Origin of the sequence: Streptomyces sp. NPDC049813 (assembly GCF_044465085.1) — a bacterium.
In the GTDB taxonomy this organism is placed as follows: domain Bacteria; phylum Actinomycetota; class Actinomycetes; order Streptomycetales; family Streptomycetaceae; genus Streptomyces.
Map to the genome: position 1 here is coordinate 291,019 of NZ_JBITLI010000006.1, position 15,690 is coordinate 306,708.

At 70.3% G+C, this 15,690-nt stretch carries 19 protein-coding genes; 9 read left to right on the forward strand and 10 right to left on the reverse strand.

The annotated features are described in order from the left end of the window. Positions 1–129: 129 nt before the first annotated feature. The 4 genes from rpsF to rplI all read left to right on the forward strand — a co-directional run bounded on the left by rpsF (position 130) and on the right by rplI (position 1,852). Complete coding sequence (rpsF, locus tag ACIBW6_RS16205) at positions 130–420, forward strand: 30S ribosomal protein S6 (RefSeq protein WP_006604399.1); 291 nt, start codon at positions 130–132, stop codon at positions 418–420. A 74-nt stretch (positions 421–494) separates the two neighbouring features. Beyond that, positions 495–1,094: a single-stranded DNA-binding protein gene (locus tag ACIBW6_RS16210; RefSeq protein WP_399059956.1), complete on the forward strand. Its 600-nt coding sequence runs from the start codon at positions 495–497 to the stop codon at positions 1,092–1,094. 56 nt (positions 1,095–1,150) lie between these two features. Further along, a complete protein-coding gene (rpsR, locus tag ACIBW6_RS16215) occupies positions 1,151–1,387 on the forward strand; it encodes a 30S ribosomal protein S18 (RefSeq protein WP_003949403.1) in 237 nt (78 codons plus the stop codon). A gap of 18 nt (positions 1,388–1,405) precedes the next feature. Then, positions 1,406–1,852 carry a 50S ribosomal protein L9 gene (rplI, locus tag ACIBW6_RS16220; protein WP_324774709.1) on the forward strand — a complete coding sequence of 149 codons (447 nt, stop codon included), beginning with the start codon at positions 1,406–1,408 and terminating at the stop codon, positions 1,850–1,852. 153 nt (positions 1,853–2,005) lie between these two features. Here rplI and ACIBW6_RS16225 read toward each other — a convergent pair whose 3' ends face one another. Then, positions 2,006–3,343 carry an MATE family efflux transporter gene (locus tag ACIBW6_RS16225; RefSeq protein WP_399059957.1) on the reverse strand — a complete coding sequence of 446 codons (1,338 nt, stop codon included), beginning with the start codon at positions 3,341–3,343 and terminating at the stop codon, positions 2,006–2,008. Positions 3,344–3,803: 460 nt separating this feature from the next. Between ACIBW6_RS16225 and dnaB the strand changes: the two genes are divergently transcribed. Further along, positions 3,804–5,282 carry a replicative DNA helicase gene (dnaB, locus tag ACIBW6_RS16230; RefSeq protein WP_399059958.1) on the forward strand — a complete coding sequence of 493 codons (1,479 nt, stop codon included), beginning with the start codon at positions 3,804–3,806 and terminating at the stop codon, positions 5,280–5,282. Between the two features lie 18 nt (positions 5,283–5,300). On the opposite strand, the gene ACIBW6_RS16235 is transcribed toward dnaB, so the two are convergent. After that, a complete protein-coding gene (locus tag ACIBW6_RS16235; protein ID WP_399059959.1) occupies positions 5,301–5,873 on the reverse strand; it encodes a TetR/AcrR family transcriptional regulator in 573 nt (190 codons plus the stop codon). Between the two features lie 66 nt (positions 5,874–5,939). On the opposite strand from ACIBW6_RS16235, the gene ACIBW6_RS16240 reads away from it, so the two are divergent. Together ACIBW6_RS16240 and ACIBW6_RS16245 are read left to right on the forward strand one after the other, a co-directional pair. Beyond that, positions 5,940–6,911, forward strand: a complete 972-nt coding sequence (locus ACIBW6_RS16240; protein ID WP_399059960.1) for an SDR family NAD(P)-dependent oxidoreductase — start codon at positions 5,940–5,942, stop codon at positions 6,909–6,911. A gap of 70 nt (positions 6,912–6,981) precedes the next feature. After that, the gene (locus tag ACIBW6_RS16245; protein WP_399059961.1) at positions 6,982–8,361 is read left to right on the forward strand and encodes a serine hydrolase domain-containing protein; all 1,380 of its coding nucleotides are present in this window, start codon (positions 6,982–6,984) and stop codon (positions 8,359–8,361) included. 88 nt (positions 8,362–8,449) lie between these two features. Here the strand turns inward: ACIBW6_RS16245 and ACIBW6_RS16250 are convergent, their stop codons facing one another. After that, on the reverse strand, positions 8,450–8,902 hold the full coding sequence (locus tag ACIBW6_RS16250) for a GNAT family N-acetyltransferase (protein WP_399059963.1): 453 nt from the start codon (positions 8,900–8,902) through the stop codon (positions 8,450–8,452). Positions 8,903–8,958: 56 nt separating this feature from the next. Then, on the reverse strand, positions 8,959–9,417 hold the full coding sequence (locus ACIBW6_RS16255) for a MarR family winged helix-turn-helix transcriptional regulator (protein WP_399059964.1): 459 nt from the start codon (positions 9,415–9,417) through the stop codon (positions 8,959–8,961). 144 nt (positions 9,418–9,561) lie between these two features. Between ACIBW6_RS16255 and ACIBW6_RS16260 the strand changes: the two genes are divergently transcribed. Then, positions 9,562–10,767 (forward strand): MFS transporter, encoded by a 1,206-nt coding sequence (locus ACIBW6_RS16260; protein WP_399059965.1) that lies wholly within the window; start codon positions 9,562–9,564, stop codon positions 10,765–10,767. Positions 10,768–10,930: 163 nt separating this feature from the next. Here ACIBW6_RS16260 and ACIBW6_RS16265 read toward each other — a convergent pair whose 3' ends face one another. The 6 genes from ACIBW6_RS16265 to ACIBW6_RS16290 all read right to left on the reverse strand — a co-directional run bounded on the left by ACIBW6_RS16265 (position 10,931) and on the right by ACIBW6_RS16290 (position 15,260). Further along, positions 10,931–11,797 (reverse strand): GNAT family N-acetyltransferase, encoded by an 867-nt coding sequence (locus tag ACIBW6_RS16265; RefSeq protein ID WP_399059966.1) that lies wholly within the window; start codon positions 11,795–11,797, stop codon positions 10,931–10,933. Between the two features lie 5 nt (positions 11,798–11,802). Then, positions 11,803–12,339 carry a DUF2269 domain-containing protein gene (locus tag ACIBW6_RS16270; RefSeq protein ID WP_399059967.1) on the reverse strand — a complete coding sequence of 179 codons (537 nt, stop codon included), beginning with the start codon at positions 12,337–12,339 and terminating at the stop codon, positions 11,803–11,805. A gap of 383 nt (positions 12,340–12,722) precedes the next feature. Continuing rightward, entirely contained in the window at positions 12,723–13,205 is a 483-nt protein-coding gene (locus ACIBW6_RS16275; RefSeq protein WP_399059968.1) for an NUDIX domain-containing protein, read from the reverse strand. A 60-nt stretch (positions 13,206–13,265) separates the two neighbouring features. Continuing rightward, positions 13,266–14,171, reverse strand: coding sequence for a LysR family transcriptional regulator (locus ACIBW6_RS16280; protein ID WP_399059969.1), 906 nt, complete (start codon positions 14,169–14,171; stop codon positions 13,266–13,268). Between the two features lie 192 nt (positions 14,172–14,363). Continuing rightward, the gene (locus ACIBW6_RS16285) at positions 14,364–14,873 is read right to left on the reverse strand and encodes a low molecular weight protein-tyrosine-phosphatase (RefSeq protein ID WP_399059970.1); all 510 of its coding nucleotides are present in this window, start codon (positions 14,871–14,873) and stop codon (positions 14,364–14,366) included. Positions 14,874–14,882: 9 nt separating this feature from the next. Further along, positions 14,883–15,260 (reverse strand): phage holin family protein, encoded by a 378-nt coding sequence (locus ACIBW6_RS16290; RefSeq protein WP_399059971.1) that lies wholly within the window; start codon positions 15,258–15,260, stop codon positions 14,883–14,885. 71 nt (positions 15,261–15,331) lie between these two features. Between ACIBW6_RS16290 and ACIBW6_RS16295 the strand changes: the two genes are divergently transcribed. Further along, positions 15,332–15,649, forward strand: a complete 318-nt coding sequence (locus ACIBW6_RS16295; protein ID WP_399059972.1) for a cupin domain-containing protein — start codon at positions 15,332–15,334, stop codon at positions 15,647–15,649. Positions 15,650–15,690 lie beyond the last annotated feature (41 nt).

Here is a 15,690-nt window from a genome sequence, read left to right on the forward strand (position 1 = left end):
CCACTGATCGGCTCGACTCTCCTCCGAGAGGGCGGATTGTCAGTGGTCGCCGATACCGTCGCTCACGCATAACAACCCTCCTGCCACGGAACGACCGTGGCCGCTGAGTCCAAAGGAGGTGGGTTCCACATGCGTCACTACGAGGTGATGGTCATCCTCGACCCCGATCTCGAGGAGCGTGCTGTCTCCCCGCTGATCGAGAACTTCCTCTCCGTCGTCCGTGAGGGCAACGGAAAGGTCGAGAAGGTCGACACCTGGGGCCGTCGTCGTCTCTCGTACGAGATCAAGAAGAAGCCCGAGGGCATCTACTCGGTCATCGACCTGCAGGCGGAGCCTGCGGTCGTCAAGGAGCTCGACCGGCAGATGAACCTGAACGAGTCGGTCCTCCGGACCAAGGTCCTCCGTCCCGAGACCCACTGAACTTCCTAGTTCAGCGGTCCTGGGATTTCGAGTAGCAGCAAGCAGTCCGCAGCAAACCCGCCGAGAGGTACCCCATGGCAGGCGAGACCGTCATCACGGTCGTCGGCAATCTTGTCGACGATCCCGAGCTGCGCTTCACCCCCTCCGGTGCGGCGGTCGCGAAGTTCCGTGTCGCGTCCACTCCCCGCACCTTCGACCGGCAGACCAATGAGTGGAAGGACGGCGAGAGCCTGTTCCTGACCTGCTCGGTCTGGCGTCAGGCGGCGGAGAACGTCGCGGAGTCGCTCCAGCGAGGCATGCGCGTCATCGTGCAGGGCCGGCTGAAGCAGCGGTCCTACGAGGACCGTGAGGGCGTCAAGCGCACGGTCTACGAGCTGGACGTCGAGGAAGTCGGCGCCAGCCTGCGCAGCGCCACGGCCAAGGTCACCAAGACCAGCGGCCGCGGTGGCCAGGGCGGTTACGGCGGCGGCGGTGGCGGCGGCCAGCAGGGCGGCGGCTGGGGCGGTGGCTCCGGCGGCGGCCAGCAGCAGGGTGGCGGCGGTGCTCCCGCCGACGACCCCTGGGCGACCAGTGCTCCTGCCGGCGGCGGCCAGCAGCAGGGCGGCGGCGGTGGCGGCTGGGGCGGAAGCTCCGGCGGCTCCGGCGGCGGCTACTCGGACGAGCCCCCCTTCTAGCCCTCGGGCCGAAGGTGGGCCGTACCCCCACTTCTTGATCACACAGGAGATACACCATGGCGAAGCCGCCTGTGCGCAAGCCGAAGAAGAAGGTCTGCGCTTTCTGCAAGGACAAGGTCACGTACGTGGACTACAAGGACACGAACATGCTGCGGAAGTTCATTTCCGACCGCGGCAAGATCCGTGCCCGCCGCGTGACCGGCAACTGCACGCAGCACCAGCGTGACGTCGCCACGGCCGTGAAGAACAGCCGTGAGATGGCGCTGCTGCCCTACACGTCCACCGCGCGATAAGGAAAGGGTGACCGAAACATGAAGATCATCCTTACCCACGAGGTCTCCGGCCTCGGTGCCGCCGGCGAGGTCGTCGACGTCAAGGACGGGTACGCCCGTAACTACCTGATCCCGCGGAACTTCGCGATCCGCTGGACCAAGGGTGGCGAGAAGGACGTCGCGCAGATCCGTCGTGCGCGCAAGATCCACGAGATCGCCACGATCGAGCAGGCCAACGAGATCAAGGCCAAGCTCGAAGGTGTGAACGTCCGTCTGGCCGTCCGCTCCGGCGACGCCGGTCGTCTCTTCGGTTCCGTCACCCCGGCCGACGTCGCTTCGGCGATCGAGGCTGCCGGTGGCCCGAAGATCGACAAGCGTCGGGTCGAGCTGGGCTCGCCGATCAAGACGCTGGGCGCCCACGAGACGTCCGTGCGTCTGCACCCCGAGGTTGCCGCCAAGGTCAACGTCGAGGTCGTCGCTGCCTGAGCCCTGCCCTGAGCAGAGCTGAAGCAGATGTGGGGCCGCACCCTTCGGGGTGCGGCCCCACACGCTTGTGGTCGGGCCGGCTCGGGGCGCCGTTTCACGTGAAACGGCACGCCCAACTGTTCCGGACGGGACAACTGTCCTGGACGGGGCCGCTCAGCGCGTGGCGCCTGTGACGGCCCAGCGGCCGGACCGGTAGCGCGTCCAGAGCGTGACCATGCGGACCGCCATCATGAGCGTCATGGCTCCCCACAGCGCGGCGAGGCCACCGCCGAGTGTCGGCACGAGCAGGGCCACCGGGGTGAAGATCGCCAGGGTGGCCAGCATGGCCCAGGCCAGGTACGGCCCGTCCCCCGCACCCATCAGGACGCCATCGAGCACGTACACGATGCCGCAGACGGGCTGGGCGACGGCCACGACGATCAACGCGATCAGGGCCGCGTCCTGGACGGTCCGGTCGCTGGTGAACAGCGGGACGTACACCGGGCGGGCGGCGAGGACCAGCACCGCGAGGGCCACCCCGGCGGCGATGCCCCACTGCACCATGCGTCGGCAGACGTCGCGTGCGCCATCGGCGTCGTCGGCGCCGAGGTACCGGCCGATGATGGCCTGGCCGGCGATGGCGATGGCGTCGAGGGCGAAGGCGAGCAGGCTCCACAGGGACAGGATGATCTGGTGGGCGGCGACGTCGGCGTCACCGAGCCGGGCCGCCACGGCCGTGGCGATCATCAGGATCGCGCGCAGCGAGAGCGTCCGGACCAGCAGGGGCGCTCCGGCCTGGGCGCAGGCGCGGATGCCCGCGGCGTCCGGACGCAGGGAGGCGCCGTGGCGGCGGGCTCCCCGGACGACCACGGTCAGGTAGACCGCGGCCATGCCGAGCTGGGCGATGACGGTTCCCCAGGCGGAGCCGGCGATGCCGAGGTCGGCGCCGTAGACCAGCCCGACGTTGAGCACGGCGTTGGCGACGAAGCCGGCGATGGCGACGTAGAGCGGGGTCTTGGTGTTCTGCAGGCCGCGCAGGATGCCGGTGGCGGCGAGGACCACGAGCATGGCGGGGATGCCGAGCGCGGAGATGCGCAGGTAGGTGACCGCGTAGGGGGCGGCTGTGTCGGAGGCGCCGAAGAGGTCGATCAGTCCGGGGGCGGTGGGCAGGACGACCGCGATGACGGCGGCGCCCAGGAGGAGGGCGAGCCAGACCCCGTCCATGCCCTGCTGGATCGCGGCGCGCAGGTCGCCCGATCCGACGCGGCGCGCGACGGCGGCCGTGGTCGCGTAGGCGAGGAAGACGAAGACGCTGACGGCGGTCGTGAGGAGGGCCGAGGCGATGGCGAGCCCGGCCAGCTGGGCCGTGCCGAGGTGGCCGACGATGGCGCTGTCGGCCATGAGGAAGAGGGGTTCCGCGACGAGTGCGCCGAAGGCGGGAACGGCGAGGGCGACGATCTCTCGGTCGTGCCGTCGCCGGGCGGCGCGGGGTGTCACGGAAGCCTGTGTCATGGGCACCAATCTAATCTTCCACAGGTAAGAGATGCAATGGCATTGAGACCCTTACTTGAGCCGGGCTCGCGCGCGGGGTGGAACCGGTCTTTCGATGATCTTGGGCCGACCGGGAAAGTTTTTCTTCTGCACAGCCGGTGGACGGGATACATGCAGGTCAGTGGCGCTGTGCGGAAACTCCTGAGGGCTTGTTCACAGGGCTGTCCACCGGGTCGTGCACAGGTTTTCCCAAGTTCTCCACAGCGTGAGGCCCGTCGTCCACAGTGCCTGTGGATAACCAGATTGGCTGACGGTGCCGACGGGCCTACCGTGGGGCGGCGCCCACCGTGTCCTCCGGCCCCGGAAACCTCTGAAAACCGTCGCGTCAGAACCGGAATCGGGCTCCTTGTTTTGTCAGTGTCGTGCCGTAGGAATGTGAGGCACGGCGAGGTCCGCTCGGCGGACGGGAGGAGGTGGCCCGGTGAGTATTTCCGAGCCCTTGGACGACCCCTGGGCCGACAGCGGTCCCAGTGACCGCCTGCCTTCTTCCCGGCAGAGCCGCGGTGGGGGCCGCGGCCAGGGCGACGAGCATGAGCGCGGGCGCGAGGGCGGAGCCTGGGACGACGGGCCGGCCACCTTCGAGCGGGTGCCACCGCAGGACCTGGGCGCCGAGCAGTCGGTCCTCGGCGGCATGCTTCTGTCCAAAGACGCGATCGCGGATGTCGTCGAGGTCCTGAAGGGCGCCGACTTCTACAAGCCGGCCCACGAGATGATCTTCCAGGCCGTCCTGGACGTCTACGCCAAGGGCGAGCCGGCCGACCCGATCACCATCGCCGCGGAGCTGACCAAGCGCGGGGAGATCAACAAGGTCGGTGGCGCATCGTATCTGCACACCCTCGTCCAGACGGTCCCGACGGCGGCCAACGCCGAGTACTACGCGGAGATCGTCCATGAGCGTGCCGTCCTGCGCCGCCTCGTCGAGGCCGGTACGCGGATCACGCAGATGGGATACGCGGCCGACGACGACGTCGACGAGATCGTCAACAAGGCGCAGGCCGAGATCTACGCGGTCACCGAGCAGCGCACGAGCGAGGACTACCTGCCGCTCGGCGACATCATGGAGGGCGCCCTCGACGAGATCGAGGCGATCGGGTCGCGCAGCGGTGAGATGACCGGTGTGCCGACCGGTTTCACGGACTTCGACTCGCTCACCAACGGCCTGCACCCGGGCCAGATGATCGTCATCGCGGCCCGCCCGGCCATGGGTAAGTCGACGCTCGCGCTCGACTTCGCGCGGGCGGCGTCCATCAAGCACAACCTGCCCAGCGTCATCTTCTCCCTGGAGATGGGGCGCAACGAGATCGCGATGCGCCTGCTCTCGGCCGAGGCGCGCGTGGCCCTGCACCACATGCGGTCCGGCACGATGACGGACGAGGACTGGACGCGGCTCGCGCGCCGCATGCCGGAGGTCTCGGCCGCGCCGCTCTACATCGACGACTCGCCGAACCTGTCGATGATGGAGATCCGCGCGAAGTGCCGTCGGCTCAAGCAGCGCAACGACATCAAGCTCGTGATCATCGACTATCTGCAGCTGATGCAGGCCGGCGGTTCGAAGCGGTCCGAGAGCCGTCAGCAGGAAGTCTCGGACATGTCCCGAAACCTCAAGCTGCTGGCCAAGGAGCTCGAGGTCCCGGTGATCGCGCTCTCCCAGCTGAACCGTGGGCCCGAGCAGCGCACGGACAAGAAACCGATGGTCTCCGACCTGCGTGAGTCCGGTTCCATCGAGCAGGACGCGGACATGGTCATCCTGCTCCACCGCGAGGACGCGTACGAGAAGGAGTCCCCGCGCGCGGGCGAGGCGGACATCATCGTCGGCAAGCACCGTAACGGCCCGACCGCCACCATCACGGTCGCGTTCCAGGGCCACTACTCGCGCTTCGTGGACATGGCTCAGACCTGAGCGGTCGCGCGCGCGGTCTCAGGGCACCAGCAGGTCGATGGCGACTTTCAGGCGTTCGAGGTAGAACTCCCGCGTCTCGGCCTGGTACTTGAGGCCGATCGATGTGCTGATCATCGTCTGCGCGACGCGGACGGCCCTCGCCCGGCCTGCGTCGACGGCGATGGCATCCATGATCAGCTCCTCGAACCGCTGTGGAGCGGCCTGTGCGATGCGGCCGATGAGGTCGGGGTTGTCCTCGACGACCGCGGCGATGTCGCGGGCCGGCGGGCCGACGTAGCGGCCTGCCCATCGGTCGAAGGCTTCGAGGAGACGTTGCGGGAGCGGGCGGTCGGCCTCGGCCAGGACGTGTGCGACCGCCGCGATGTCGCGTTCCACGGCTTGCGTGGCCGCCGCGCGGAACAGGGCTTCCTTCGAGGAGAAGAGGAAGTAGAGCCCCGGGCGGGAGATGTGTGCCGCCCGCGCCACTTCCTCCATGGAGGTCTTCCGGTAACCGAAGCGGGCGAACGTGGCCAGGGCGGAGTCCAGGACCGCGGTCCGGCGGTCGGTCTCGGTGGTCGACGGTGCCAGGGGCCCGGCCTCAGGACTGCTCATGGGGCGAGCGTAGAGGGTGGAAGACGCGCTATACAAGTTTGGTAAATCCTGTATAGCCTCGCTGCCATGACTGCGCACGGGCCCCTTTCCGCGTCCTTCACCGCTGCCACCACGGCTGCCGAGGTGGCGCGGGACGTCGACCTCGCCGGTGTCCGGGCGATCGTGACGGGAGCCTCCTCCGGCCTCGGGATCGAGACGGCTCGGGTGCTGGCCGCGGCCGGAGCGCGGGTGACGCTCGCCGTGCGGAACACGATCGCGGGTGACGCCGTGGCCGCAGCGATCGAGAGTTCGACAGGACGGATCCGCCCGCGGGTCGCCCGGCTTGACCTCGCCGACAGGGCCGCCGTGGCGTCGTTCGTCGACGCGTGGAGCGGCCCGCTGCACCTGCTGATCAACAACGCGGGCGTGGTGACCGGCGGCCTCGAACGGACGCGTGAGGGCTGGGAGCTGCAGTTCGCCACCAACCACCTGGGGCATCTCGCTCTCACCCTAGGCCTGCACGACGCCTTGGCCCGCGGAGCCGCCGAGGGGGACGGTGCAAGGATCGTCTCGGTCAGTTCGACAGCGCACATGCGTGCCGGTATCGACTTCGACGACCTCCAGTTCGAGCGACGCCCCTACGATCCGCAGATCGCCTACGCCCAGTCGAAGACGGCGAACTCCCTGTTCGCCGTCGAGGCGACCCGTCTGTGGTCGTCCGACGGCATCGTCGCCAACGCGGTGAATCCCGGCGGTGTCGCCACGGGCCTCCAGCGGAACTTCACCGCGCAGCAGAAGCGGTCACTCGATGCTGCCGAGGCCGCTGGAGTCTTCACGTACAAGACGGTCCAACAGGGGGCCGCCACCACGATGGTCGCGGCCGTCGCCCCTGAGTACGCCCGCTCCGGAGGTCACTACCTCGACGATGCGCGGGAGGCCTACACCGTGCCGAACGACGCCGACCTCGCCCACCATCCGCACGGCGTCAAGGAGTGGGCACTCGATCCCGCCCTCGCCGAGCGCCTCTGGGCGGTCTCGACCGACCTGCTCAGCGCCTGATCCCCCGACGCCGCGGCGCCTCGCCCGAATCGGTTCGACGTGAACCGGGGGCGCGCGATGGACTAGGGGCATGACCTCACCCGCAGAGCTGTTGCCTGCCACTCGCCGCGCCCTTCTGCACCGCATCGCCGTCGCGCAGCGCGACGGGCGTGCCCCGTCCCTCGTCGCCGCCGTCGCCCGGGACGGAGAGCTGGTGTGGACCGGTTCGCGCTCCTCGGTCGAGGGACACGGGCCGGACGCGGACGTGCAGTACCGGATCGGTTCGATCACCAAGACCTTCACCGCCGTGCTCATCCTGCGGCTGCGCGACGAGGGCCTGCTCGATCTGGGTGATCCGCTGGAGAAGCATCTGCCCGGGACCGGCGCGGGGGAGGTCACGGTCGCCGAACTCCTCGCGCACACCTCCGGACTGGCGGCCGAGACGCCGGGTGAGTGGTGGGAGCGGTCGTCCGCCGCACTCCGTCCGACCCTCGCCGAGGTCCTCGGCGAGCAGCCCTTCCGGCACCCCGTCGGGCGCCGCCACCACTACTCCAACCCCGGCTATACGCTGCTGGGCTCGCTGGTGGCGGCGGTGCGCGGGGTCCCGTGGGAGGAGGCGTTGCGTCGCGAGGTCCTCGAACCGCTCGGCCTGACCCGCACCAGCTGCGCGCCTCAGGCTCCGCACGCCGGAGGCTGGGCCGTGCACCCGTACGCCGACGTGCTGCTGCCGGAGCCCAGCGAGGATCTCGGTCTGATGGCCCCGGCCGGGCAACTGTGGTCCACCGCCCGGGACCTGGCCTCCTTCGCCGCCTTCCTGACGACGGGGGACGAGCGCGTGCTGAGCGCGGAGTCCGTACGGGAGATGCGGACGCCGGCCGCTCCGGTCGTGCCGGGCGACTGGGAGGCGTCGTACGGGCTGGGGACGCAGGTGCTGCGCAGGGACGGGCGGACGCTGGTGGGGCACACCGGTTCGCTGCCCGGGTTCGTGGCGGGGCTGTGGCTGAGCGAGGAAGACGGGCTGGCGGCGGTCACGCTCGTCAACTGCACCTCAGGGGTGCCGGCGCCCACGGTCGCCGCCGACCTCCTGCGGATCGTCGCGGCGGCCGAGCCGCGCATCCCCGCGCCGTGGCGCCCGCTGGCGGAGGTCGACACGGCCACCTTGGAGCTGGCAGGCCCCTGGTACTGGGGCACCCAGGTAGTGGCGCTGCGCCTGTCGGCCGATGGCGGCGTGGATCTGGGCCCGGCGGCCGGAGGTGGACGGCGCTCCCGGTTCCGGCCGAACGGCGACGGCACCTGGACCGGCATCGACGGGTACTACGCGGGGGAGGTGCTCCAGGCCGTACGGCGGCCGGACGGCTCCCTGAGCCATCTGGACCTCGGGTCGTTCGTCTTCACGCGGGAGCCCTACGGGGCCGGCGCCCCCGTACCGGGTGGAGTGGACCCGGAGGGCTGGCGGGGCGTGCCGCGTTGAAAGGCCGACGGGACGTGCCGCGGTGAAGAGCACCCCCAGCAGGGCTCGTTTCACGTGAAACGAGCCCTTCCCCCACGGGGCAGGCGCGTCACAGCTGCAGCTTGAATCCCACATGCGAGGCCGCGAAGCCGAGCCGCTCGTAGAAGCGGTGGGCGTCGGTGCGGGACGCGTCGGACGTCAGCTGCACCAACTGGCATCCCTGGCGCCGCGATGCGTCGACAGCCCACTCGATGAGTCGCGTGCCCAGCCCGCTGCCCCGCTCGTCGGAGTGGACCCGGACGCCCTCGATGATCGAGCGGGTGGCCCCCTTGCGGGAGAGGCCCGGGACCACGGTGAGCTGGAGAGTGCCGATGACGCGGCCCGCGCGTACCGCGACCATGAGGTGCTGGTTCGGGTCGGCGGAGAGCCGCGCGTGGGCGGCGAGGTAGGGCGCGAGGTCTTCCAGGGACTCGCGCCGGGCGCCCAGCGGGTCGTCGGCCAGCATGGCGACGATCGCCGGGACGTCCTCGGCCGCGGCTGCCCTTATCTCAAGATCTTCCATGGCGGCAGCCTAGGCCGACCGCCCGCTCGGCCCGGGTGGCCGGGGGGCGTGCGAGCTCAGGCGGGGACGCGCAGTGCTTCGACCGCCCGGACGAGCGGGGTGAGCTCGGGGTTCTCGGCCGCGGTGTCCAGGGCCTCGCGCAGGGCCTTCTCGTTCGTGGGGCGGGCCGCCCGGAGCAGTTCGAGGCCCGCCTCCGAGACGTTCGTGTAGATGCCGCGCCGGTCGGTGGGGCACAGGTAGCGCAGCAGCAGCCCGCGGTCCTCCAGGCGCGTCACCAGGCGGGTGGTGGCGCTCTGGCTGAGGACGACGGCGTCGGCGACCTGCTTCATCTGCAGGTGGCCGCCCTCTCCGTCGTGCTGTCGGCTGAGGACGTCGAGCAGGGAGTACTCGCGCACGCTGAGGTCGTGCTCGGCCTGCAGGGCCCGCTCGATGTGGGCCTCGATCTTTCCGTGGAGCAGGGAGAGCGCGCACCAGCCCTGGGAGAGGGCGGTGAGTGCGGGGTCTGTCGCGGTCATGGCTCGTGGATCCTCCGTCCCGGCGCGGCTGTACACCAGGGTAGTCGATGGCCGCGATTGCCCGCGCTTGCAATTAGTCGGCGTCTGCAATTATTGTGAGGTCTCGTAAAGCGCACCCGCAACATCCTGGAAGGTGAACCCCCCATGCCTCTCGCGCTCCTCGCCCTCGCGATCGGGGCCTTCGGTATCGGGACCACGGAGTTCGTGATCATGGGGCTGCTCCCCGAGGTCGCGGGTGACTTCGGAGTCTCCATCCCGACAGCCGGATTCCTGGTGACCGGCTACGCCCTCGGTGTCATGTTCGGCGCCCCGCTCATGACCGTCCTGGGCACCCGCATCTCCCGCAAACGCATGCTGATGCTGCTCATGGGCCTGTTCATCGTGGGCAACCTGCTCTCCGCCGTCGCACCGGTCTTCGCCGTGATGCTGATCGGCCGGGTGATCGCCTCACTCGCCCACGGCGCCTTCTTCGGCATCGGCGCGGTCGTCGCGGCCGAACTGGTCGCCCCGCAGAAGAAGGCCGGGGCGATCGCCATGATGTTCACCGGCCTGACCGTGGCCAATGTCGTCGGCGTACCGCTGGGCACGCTCGTGGGTCAGGCCGCCGGCTGGCGCTTCACCTTCACGATCGTGGCGGCGCTCGGGGTGGTCGGACTCTTCGGCATCGCCAAGCTCGTACCGGACCTGCCCAAGCCCGAGGGGGTCCAGCTCCGCCACGAGGTGGCAGCGTTCAAGAACGTGCAGGTCCTGCTCGCCATGGCGATGACCGTGCTCGGTTTCGGCGGCGTCTTCGCGGCCATCACGTACATCGCGCCGATGATGACGCACGTCGCCGGGTTCGCCGACGGGTCGGTGACCTGGCTGCTGGTCCTCTTCGGTCTCGGCATGGTCGCCGGCAACCTCGTCGGCGGAAGGCTCGCCGACCGCGCGCTCATGCCCCTGCTGTACGTCTCCCTGGGCGCCCTCGCGCTCGTGCTCGGCCTCTTCACCGTCACCGCGCACCACAAGATCCTCGCCGCGGTCACCGTCGCGCTGATCGGCGCGCTCGGCTTCGCCACGGTGCCGCCGCTGCAGAAGCGCGTCCTCGACCAGGCCTCCGGGGCACCCACCCTCGCCTCGGCGGTCAACATCGGCGCCTTCAACCTCGGCAACGCCCTCTCCGCCTGGCTCGGCGGCTTGGTGATCTCCGCGGGCCTCGGGTACACCGCCCCGAACTGGGTCGGCGCGCTCCTCGCCGCCGGCGCCCTCGTCCTGGCCGTCGTTTCGGCCGCCCTGGAGCGCCGTGGTTCCCGGCCGAGCGTGATCGACACCGGCACCGCGCAGCGGCACGCCGAACCCGTCCATCACTGATCACGCCCCAGCACCCGCGGAGCGCTGGTCGAACCCGGCACCTGTGGCACCGGGCTCGGCCTGCTGCTGACCACGGTGGCCGATCGGTCCGCCGCACCCAGCGAAGGGCCCGCCCCCGAACGTCGCCTCACAGCGACGCTCGTGGGCGGGCCCCTGCCGCTTCTCAGCCCGCGGCGACCGTCAGCGGTGCGAAGCGGCGCGTCCAGTCGCCGGGCAGTTCCGCGGCGCCGTAGTTCATCACCGCGTTCTCGGCGATGCCCTCCAGACCGCGTTCCTTCAGCCAGGTCAGCAGAGCGGTGTGGCGGACGTCGACATCGGTCCGCAGCGGCCGGTCAGTACCGGCGGCGAGATCGGCGACCAGGGACTTCGCGGTCTCGGTGTCACGGGCGATCAGCGGGCCGATGACGTGGGTGTCCATGTTGGGCCAGGCGGCCGCGTACCCGACGAGCTGCCCGCCGTCCTCGGCGACGCGCAGCTGGTCCGCGAAGGCGGGAAGGCGCGCGATGATGTGCGTGCGGTCGGCGCCGAACACCTCGGCGTCCAGGCGCAGGATCGCCGACAGGTCCTCGGCGGCGGCCGGACGGGTCGACCCCGCGGGCGCCGAGCCCCCGGCGACGAACCGCCCCCGCACCATCTCGGCCCGACCGACGATCTTGAAACCCTGCTCCTCGTAGAGCGGCTGCCCGTACGGCGTCGCGTGCAGCGTCAGGGGCGTGGTGCCCGCCTGCTCGACCACGTACCGCATCAGGCGTCGGCCGATTCCTCTGCGCGCGTACCGCTCGGCGACCAGGACCATGCCGATCGCGCCGAGTTCGGGCCGCTCCGCGGGGCCGTACTCGGTCAGGACGCTGACGGCGACGAGCCCGCCGGCCGGGTCGTCGATGCCGTAGCCGGTGCCCGCCGCGAGCAGCAGACCCCATTTGTGCTCCTCGCGTGGCCAGCCACGGTTCTCGGAGAGGTCGGCGCAGACGCGGACGTCACGCCGCGTGAGGCGGCGGATGGGCAGATCGGAGAGGGAAGGTGTCGACACGCAGGTCAGGCTGTCGGACGGAGCCCGGTGGCGTCCACCGCTTTGCGTGCACTGGCCCGATGCTTTCGGCCACGCCGGGTCAGGCCCCAGGGCTTGAGCACCGAGATCACCGTCATGAAGACGTACGAGGCCAGGGAGACGATCGGGCCGGCCAGCAGATCGGTCGGACGGGCCGGTGTCCCGCCGGCGGAGAGCGTCGCCACCGCGTCGTCGACGCCGGGCCGCAGAGCGAAGGCCGACGCGGCGGTGGTGGCGAGCGTGAGCCAGAACTTGACGTAGACCCACCGGTGCCGGGCCAGCCCCCACGGAGTGCCGAGCGAGAGCAGCAGGCCGCTCAGCAGGGTCAGCAGGGCGAGGGGGAGCACCAGCCAGTCCGCGAAGAGCTTCATGGCCCGGGCGGAGGCTTCCACGGCCGGGCCCGACCCGGTGGTCGTCGCCGTGACGGCCAGGGCGAGCAGCCCGAGCGTGAGCCCCAGCCAGCAGGCCGACGCGGTCACGTGGACGACGAGGAGAGCCCGGCGCGGGCGGCGGTGAAGTTTCACGTGAAACACGATGCCTACGAGTGCCTCGGCGGGCGTCTGACAGCGGGAGTAACCCGGGCTACTCGGCTCGGCGTACGGACACCGGCGAACATCGCCACCACAGGGCGGGGAGGCACGCACGTAGGCCCCCGAAGCCCATGTGCGCGAGGAGATCGAGAACCCGCACTTCCCGTTCTGCGTTCACCGGCGGAATGCCGGGTGGCACGCTGCGGCGAGGAGACTGCGGATCAGGTCACCGACCAGAGACGGGCGCGACGAGGCACAGCATGGACGCTGCGACCACGATGCCGGCCGAGCCGGCCGAATCCGGACCGGAGCTGGCCGGCGTCGCGGACTGACCTCCGGGCGGGTCCGCGGCACCCGTGCGGGTTGCCGTAGGCCGGTCAGCCCAGGTCCGGCGCGTGCATCGCCCGGACCCCCTCGATGTTGCCGTCCAGATAGTGACGGAGCGAGAGCGGGACCAGGTGGACCGAGGCGATGCCGACGCGCGTGAACGGCACCCGAACGATCTCGTACTCGCCGCACGGTTCGTCGATCTCGGGGCCGTGGCGCTGGGTGAGGTCCATCGACTCCAGTCGGCAGACGAAGAAGTGCTGGACCTTCACGCCGGTCGTCGTCGCGTCCTCGCCGATGTGTTCGACGGTGTCGACGAAGCAGGGCACCACGTCGGTGACCTTGGCCCCGAGCTCCTCGTGCACCTCGCGGTGGAGGGCGTCCACGACGGTCGGGTCCTCCGGCTCGACGCCGCCCCCGGGCGTCAGCCAGTACGGATCGACGCCTGGTTTGGTCCGCTTGATCAGGACGAGGTCGTTGCCATCGAGCAGCACGGCACGTGCGGTGCGCTTGACCACGGGTCGGACGGTCATGGGAGAAATGTGGCCCGGCCGGTTCCACGTGAAACATTCCGCGCCAGGTCCGTCCCTTTCTCAGGACCAGTCGACGGCAGCGCGCAACAGCCACTCGTGCGCCCGCGCGATGTGCGGCAGGGCGAGTGTGCCGGTGCGGACGACGAGGAAGTACGTGCGCAGAGGAGGCACCGGCGGGTCCAGCAACGCCACGATCTCGCCGCGTTCCAGAGCCGGGGCACACAGGTAGCGGGGCAGGACGGCGAGGCCCGCCCCGCTGATCACGCACGCCAGGACCGCGCGCAGATCCGGCACCACGACCGTGCCGGAGACGGCCGGGCGGGAGTCGAAGACCGCGGCCCAGTAGCGGGAGACCAGTGGCAGGGACTCATGGACCTCGACCATCGGGAACTTCTCCAGCGAGGGAGCGGCGTCCCGGTGCAGAGTGCCGGAGCCGATCCGTGCGGCCCAGCGGGCCCCGGCGACCAGCACGTGCTCCTCGTCGCAGAGCGGAGTCGCCGTGAGCAGGCCGCCGCGTGGACGGGCCGTGGTGATGGCCAGATCATGGTGTCCGGCGGCCAGGCCCTCGACGGATTCCTCGGCGGTGCCGAACGAGGCGCGCAGGGCGATGCTGTGGCCGTCGTCCCTGGTCAGTGCGGTGAGCGCGGGCAGGGCGCGCTCCGCGGTGAACTCCGGGGGGCCCGCGAGGTGCAGGGTACGGACGGCGGACTCCTCGTCGAGGCCGACCTCGGCGATCTCGACCAGGGCGTCGAGGTGCGGGGCCGCCTTGTGCGCGAGTTCGTCGCCGATGGTGGTGGGGGTCACCCCCCGCGCCCGGCGCAGGAACAGCGGGCGGCCCAACTGCCGCTCCAGCGTCCGTATCTGCGAGGTCACGGCGGGCTGCGAGAGGCCGAGCAGGGCGGCGGCGCGGGTGAATGACCCGGCGCGGTGGACCGTCACAAAGGTGCGCAGCAGAGCGAGGTCCATCGTGACGCGCCTCCCCTCAGGGCCCGGATCCGCCGCCAACTATAAATAAGTCGATGAGTCTCTGTCGCTACCGTGATTGGACACTGACACACAGTCAACTAGCCTTGTGCGCGCGGTTCTTCGCGCGCAGAACCGGGACGGTCCGAGCCACGAGGGGGGAGGCTCGGGCCGTCCGTCGTACGGAGCGCGGTACTAAGCATTGTCCGGCGCGGGCGGCCGTTCATCGAGCCTGCCCCGCACGGCGTCCAGCAGGCCGTCGCTCGCCGCCTCGACCACGCGCAGGCACTCCTCGAAGCCGTCCGGATCGCCGTAGTACGGGTCCAGGACGTCCTGTTCGTCGGCGGCGGCCGCGGGATCGTAGGAGCGCAGCAGGCGCACCTTCGCCGCGTCCTGCGGTGTCGGGGCCAGCCGGCGCAGGATGCGCAGGTGTCCCGCGTCGAGGGCGAGGACCAGATCGAGGTGGCGGAACCAGTCGCGATGGAACTGGCGGGCCGTGTGCGCGGTGGGGTAGCCGCCCTCCTGGAGTACGTGGACGGTGCGGGGGTCGGCGCCCTCACCCACGTGCCAGCCGTCGGTGCCCGCGCTGCTGATCTCGACGGCGCCGGACAGGCCGGCCTCCTCGACGCGGGTGCGGAAGACGTGCTCGGCCATCGGCGAGCGGCAGATGTTGCCGGTGCAGACGAAGCAGACGCGGAGAGTCATGGCGCGGGCTCAGTCGTTGTCGGGCAGGACGACGTTCAGCGCCCAGGAGACGACCGAGATGATGAGGCCGCCGAGGACGGCCGTCCAGAAGCCGTCGACGTGGAAGCTCAGGTCCAGCTTGTCGGCGAGCCACGAGGTGAGCAGCAGCATCAGGGCGTTCACGACCAGCGTGATCAGGCCCAGCGTGAGGATGAAGAGCGGGAAGGTGAGGACCTTCACGACCGGCTTCACGAGGAAGTTGACCAGGCCGAAGACCAGCGCCACCAGGATGAGGGTGCCGGCCTCCTTCCAGGTGCTGTCCCCGGTCAGCGTGATCTTGTCGAGCAGCCAGACCGCGACGGCCAGGGCTCCCGCGTTGGCGAGCGTCTTGACTACGAAATTCATCATGTGTCTGATCGTGGCAGACGGGGCCGGTGTGAAGGCCGGCGACAAGTGTGGACGGCGAGGCGACGAGGTCGATGAAGGCATTCCGGCTGGACGAACTGGAGACGGAGCGCGTCGCCAACGACGGCGCGTACCTGCAGTTCCTGCGCGAGCGGAACATGTCGGTCGGGTTGTACGCGCTGGACGCGGGGGAGCACGACCCGCAGCAGCCGCACGGGCAGGACGAGGTCTACCTCGTGGTCAGCGGGCGCGCCTCGATCACCGTGGGGATGGAGACCACCCAGGTCGGCCGCGGCAGCGTGGTCTACGTGCCGGCGGGCGTCGCGCACAAGTTCCATCACATCAGCGAGGACCTGCGGGTTCTGGTGGTCTTCTCTCCCCCGGAGAGCTGACCTGGACCCCGGGGTTCCCTAAGGGTCGGGTCAGGGGAGGG